Origin of the sequence: Streptomyces ossamyceticus, assembly GCF_001418475.1 — a bacterium.
GTDB lineage: Bacteria > Actinomycetota > Actinomycetes > Streptomycetales > Streptomycetaceae > Streptomyces > Streptomyces ossamyceticus.
The window spans coordinates 1-4,784 of sequence record NZ_LIQX01000047.1 but is presented as its reverse complement, the minus strand read 5'-3'; the positions used below and the strand labels follow the sequence as shown (position 1 = coordinate 4,784).

Sequence of the window (4,784 nt, the reverse complement as noted above, 5' to 3'; positions counted from 1 at the left end):
CGGCGACCGTGAGGACCGCGAAGAGGGCCAGCGCGGCGGCGGGGGCGAGGACGGTCCAGGGGGCCAGTTCGGCGTAGGGCTGGTTCTCGGAGAGGAGGCGGCCCCACTCCGGGGTGGGCGGTTGTTCGCCGAGGCCGAGGAAGCCCAGGGAGGCCAGGACCAGGACCGTGGTCGGCAGGCGCAGGAGCGCGTTGCGCAGCAGGGCGGGCAGGACCGCGGGGAGCAGATGGTGGCGCAGGAGGTAGCCGGGCCCGGCGCCGAACGAGACGGAGGCGAGCAGGTGGCCGCTGGCCCGTTCCTGTTCGAGGAGGGCGGACGTCTGGGCGGCGTACGGGGTCCAACCCACGAGGCAGACGGCGCAGGCCGCGCCCCACACGGAGGGGCCGGTCACCGCGGTCACGAGCAGGCCCGCGAGGACGGCCGGCAGCGTCGACACCACCTCGGTGAGGCCCGCGCCCACCTGGGTCGCCGTGCCGATCAGGAGTCCGAGGAGGGCACTGACGGCGGTGACGGCGAGGGCGACGGAGGCCGTGCGCAGCGCTCCGTGGCCGAGGCGGGCCAGCAGGTCCCGGCCGAGCGCGTCGGTGCCCAGGGGGTGTTCGGGGGACGGCGGCAGCAACCGGGCCGCGGTGTCCACGTGGAGGGGGTCGCGCAGCAGGCCGGCCACAACGAGGGTGAGCAGGGCGAGGGCGCAGCAGCCGATGATCCAGGGCAGGGAGCGGGGCCGGGGCAGCGCGGGCGGATGCAGGGCGGGCAGGGCACCGTCGCGCAGGGCCGGGCCGAGCAGGGCGCGGCGCAGCGCCTGGATGACCAGGCCCGCGCCGACACCGAGGAGGACCAGGGCGAGGGTCGCCGTCTGGAGGGGCGGCAGGTCCTGGGCGATGGCGGCCTCCAGGGCGAGCCGGCCGAGCCCCGGGATGTTGAAGATCTTCTCCACCGCGACGGCGCCGCCGACCAGGCCGACCACGGTCGGCAGGAGCTGCGGGAGCACTCCGGACAGGGCGCGGCGCAGTGCCGTGCGGGCGATCCGGCCGGGTGGCAGGCCGTAGGCGCGCCAGGTGCGGGCCCATGACTCGTGGAACGCGGCGGGCAGCGCCTGGTCGAGCAGTCCGCCGATCATCGCGCCGGAGGGCACGCCGAGGGCGAGCGCGGGCAGCACCATCGACGCCGGGCCCGTCCAGCCCTGCGAGGGAAACCAGCCCAGCCACACCCCGCACACCATGGCCAGCAGGGAGGCGAGGAGGAACTTGGGCAGCGCGGCGAGGACGGCCGCGCCGACGCCCGCCCGGCCCCGGAGCAGTCGCTGCCGCGACCCGAGGTACAGGGTGCGGGCGCTGACCAGCGCGGCCACCGCGGCGGTCACGGCCAGCGCGCCCAGCATCAGGGTCAGGGAGACCGCGAAGGCGGTCGTGACCTGCGGCAGGACGGGTTCGCCCGACACCCACGAGGTGCCCGCCTCGCCGCGCGCCAGCCCCTCCAGCCACCGGCCGAGATGGACGAACGGCCCCTCGTCGAGACCGAGTCGTTCCCGTACGGCGGCCAACTGGGCGGGGGTGGGGTCCTGTTCGGCGTTGCGGGCGCGCAGGACGGTGAGTGCGGGGTCGTTGGCGGAAAGCCAGGGCAGGAACGCGACGGCCGTGAGCAGGGCGGTGGCGGCGACGGCCCGGCCGGCCCCCGCCCGCCACCGGGTCGGCAGGCCGTGCGCACGGGCCGCAGTGACGCTCATCGGCGGCTACTTCAGGTGGGTGTCGAGGTCGACGAGGGACCGCTCGCGGGGGTCGAGGAGGACGCCCTCGACGTCGTCGGCGACGCCCTGCACGACCGTCTCGTACACCAGCGGGACGACGGCGTCGGTGCGCAGGACCTCCGCCTCGGCCCGCATGATCTTCCTGTGCCGCTCGGTGGTGTCTGCCTCCTCGGCGGCCGCCCTGATGGCACGGTCGACCTTCGCGTCCTTCAGGCCCGCGATGTTGTAGACGCCGTTGCTCGTGAAGTCGCTCGCGAGGTAGGCGACCGCGTCGCCGGTGTCGAGGAGCGTGACGCGGGAGAAGACGAGCGCGTCGTACTTGCCGGCGAGGAGGTCGGCCTCCATCTGCGTGTACTCGCGGACGTCCTGCTTCACGGTGAACCCGGCCTTCTCCAGCTGCTGCTGGAGGACGGTCGCGGCCTCGGGGATCTCGGCACGGTTCGTGTAGGCGGCCAGCCGCAGGGTCCTGCCCTTGGTCTCCTTCTTCACCTGCGCCGTCGTCGCGGCCTTCGCCCGGCCGGTCACCTCCACGCGGTCGCGGGCGGCCCAGGGCACGGCGGGCCCGAACAGGCCCTCGGCCTTCTCGGCGTAGCCACCGAAGACGGAGTCGACGAGGACACCGCCGTCCACGGACGCACGGGCGGCGGCCCGCAGCGAGGCGTCGGCGAACAGGCCGCTCGCCGTGTTGAGGACCAGGCTGTCGGTGCGCACGGACGCCACCACGTGGCGGGTGCGCTCGTCGAGGAGCTTCGCCTGGGCGGTGGGGATCCACTCGGCGATGTCGACGTCGCCGCCACGCAGGGCGTTGGCGCGTGCGGTGCCGTCGACGATCCACGTGACGTCGATGCCGGACGCCTTGGCCTTGCCGCCCCAGTAGCCGTCGTAGCGGTCGAGCGTCGCCCTGGTCCTGCCGGTGAGCTTGGTGATCTCGAACGGGCCGGTGCCGGTGCCGACGGGGCTGACGGCGCCGTCCTTCGTGTACGCCTTCGCAGAGAGGATGCCGAGGGCGGGGCTGGCGAGCCGCAGCGGGAGGACCGGGTCGGCGGCCTTGGTGGTGAGGGTGACGGTGTCGGCGTCGTCGGCCTTCGCGGTCAGGGTCACATCGCTGAGGACGACGGGCTTGGTCTCGGCCCCGTTCGCGTGGCTGAGGGCGTTGACGACCGCGTCGGCGGTGACCCGGGTGCCGTCCTGGAAGGTCGCCTTGCGCAGCTCGAACGTCCAGGTCGTGTCGTTCTTCCGGGTCCATGACTTCGCCAGGGCGGGGGCGGCGCCGCCGTCCTTGTCCAGCGCGGTGAGTCCCTCGACCACGGAGAGCTTGCTCAGCACGGTGGCGTCGCTGCCGAGCGGCGACAGGGCCTGCGCCGGCGGCCGGGCGAGGGCGATCCGCAGCCGGCTGCCCGCGTCCGCCCCGCCGGCACCCGAGCCGCCGTCGCCGGACGCGAAGCAGCCGGCCAGCAGGGGGCTGAGGGCGAGCGCCGCGATGAGGCCGCGGGACGTGGTGCGCATGGGGGGTCCTGTCGTGCGAGGTGTGGGGCGCGCCCCGGCGCACGGGGGCCGTCCGACAGGGCCGGGCCAGCTTATAAGGCAAGCCTTACCGAATCCCCAGCGGGTGGGTGAATTCTCAACCACCGAGATCACCCGCCTCCGCCCCGGGGGCGGGTGATCGGGGGCCGGGCACGGCATGATCGAGGGGTCAGTGGTGGGACGACCGGAAGGGCGGCGGGGGCCGTGGACGAGCAGACGGAGATCTCTACGGCGAAGCAGGCCGCCGACGACCACCTGGTCCTCGCCTTCGGGCGGCTGCAGGGGGCGGCGAACCGGCTGGAGTACATCCTGGGGCGGGCCCTGGAGCAGGAGTGCGGCATCAGCCATCTCATGTTCGAGGTGCTGCTCATCCTGGGCCGGGCGGGCGAGCCGGGGCTGTCCATGCGGGCCATCGCGCAGGAGCAGGTGCTGACCACCGGTGGCGCCACCCGGCTGGTCGACCGTATGGAGGCCGCCGGGCTCGTGGAACGGGGCGAGGACCCCGAGGACCGGCGGGGCCGGCTGGTGCGCCTCACCCCGCTCGGGGAGGAGAAGGCGGTCGCGGCGGCCCGCGTCCACGTCGAGAACATCCGCCGCTACTTCCTGGCCCCGCTCCCGGCCGAGGATCGGGAGCGGTTCGCGGAGAACCTGCGCGCCCTGAGCCACTCGGCGCGGGACATCCTGCCGCGACTGCCCTGACAGGGGCTCGCTCCAGGGCTCGTTACCGCCTTCGAGCATCGACCCGTGGTGTGATGAGCGTCACCCGTTCCCGGGAAATGCCTGACGAGTCAGTTACTGTTTCATCAGGTGTTCTGCCCGCGACCCGGCGGGCGTCCCACCCCTGTCGAGGTCTTCCATGCAGCTCGTCTACGCCTTCGATGCCTACTGCGGCTGGTCCCACGGCTTCTCCGGGACCCTCGGCGACGTCGTCTCCCGCCACCCCGAACTGCCGGTCGAGGTGGTCTCCGGCGGACTGTTCACCGGATCACGCCGGCTGCCGATCCGCGAGTTCGGGTATGTCCAGGGCGCCAACGCCCAGATCACGCAGCTGACCGGCGCCGAGTTCGGCGAGCGCTACGAGCGGCTGATCGCCGACGGTTCGTTCGTCATGGACTCCGAGGCCGCCGCGCGCGGCATGGCCGCCCTGCGCGGGGCCGCCCCGGAGCGGGCCGCCGAACTCGCCGCCGCCCTGCAACACGCCTTCTACGTCGACGGGCTGAGCCTCTCCGACCCGGCCACCTACCGCACGGTGGCCGAGGCGGCCGGGCTCGACGCCGACGCCGTGGTCGCCGCGTTCGAGGCGCCCGAGGCATCGGCCGCCGCCGAGGCCGACTTCCGCCGGACGGCCGAGCTCGGTGTCACCGGCTTCCCCACCCTGCTCGCCGTCGACGGCCCGCACGTCACCGTCCTGGGCGTCGGCAGCGCCACCGCCGACCAGATCGACCGCCGCCTGACGTCCCTGACGACCGCCCGCTGAGACCGGCGGGTCGCACCGCCGGTCTCAGCGGGCGGT

General features: G+C 74.2%; 4 protein-coding genes. 2 read left to right on the top strand and 2 right to left on the bottom strand.

The genetic code is table 11. The annotated features are described in order from the left end of the window. Together AOK15_RS04470 and AOK15_RS04465 are read right to left on the bottom strand one after the other, a co-directional pair. Window positions 1–1,726: ABC transporter permease subunit (locus AOK15_RS04470; protein ID WP_055512973.1), on the bottom strand; the 1,726-nt coding region annotated here is incomplete at its 3' end. A gap of 6 nt (window positions 1,727–1,732) precedes the next feature. Then, window positions 1,733–3,253, bottom strand: a complete 1,521-nt coding sequence (locus AOK15_RS04465; protein ID WP_055512971.1) for an ABC transporter substrate-binding protein — start codon at window positions 3,251–3,253, stop codon at window positions 1,733–1,735. Between the two features lie 222 nt (window positions 3,254–3,475). Here AOK15_RS04465 and AOK15_RS04460 point away from each other — a divergent pair, with 222 nt between their 5' ends. Together AOK15_RS04460 and AOK15_RS04455 are read left to right on the top strand one after the other, a co-directional pair. Further along, window positions 3,476–3,970 carry a MarR family winged helix-turn-helix transcriptional regulator gene (locus AOK15_RS04460; protein ID WP_055512969.1) on the top strand — a complete coding sequence of 165 codons (495 nt, stop codon included), beginning with the start codon at window positions 3,476–3,478 and terminating at the stop codon, window positions 3,968–3,970. 157 nt (window positions 3,971–4,127) lie between these two features. Further along, window positions 4,128–4,748: a DsbA family protein gene (locus AOK15_RS04455; protein ID WP_055512967.1), complete on the top strand. Its 621-nt coding sequence runs from the start codon at window positions 4,128–4,130 to the stop codon at window positions 4,746–4,748. Window positions 4,749–4,784: the final 36 nt, after the last annotated feature.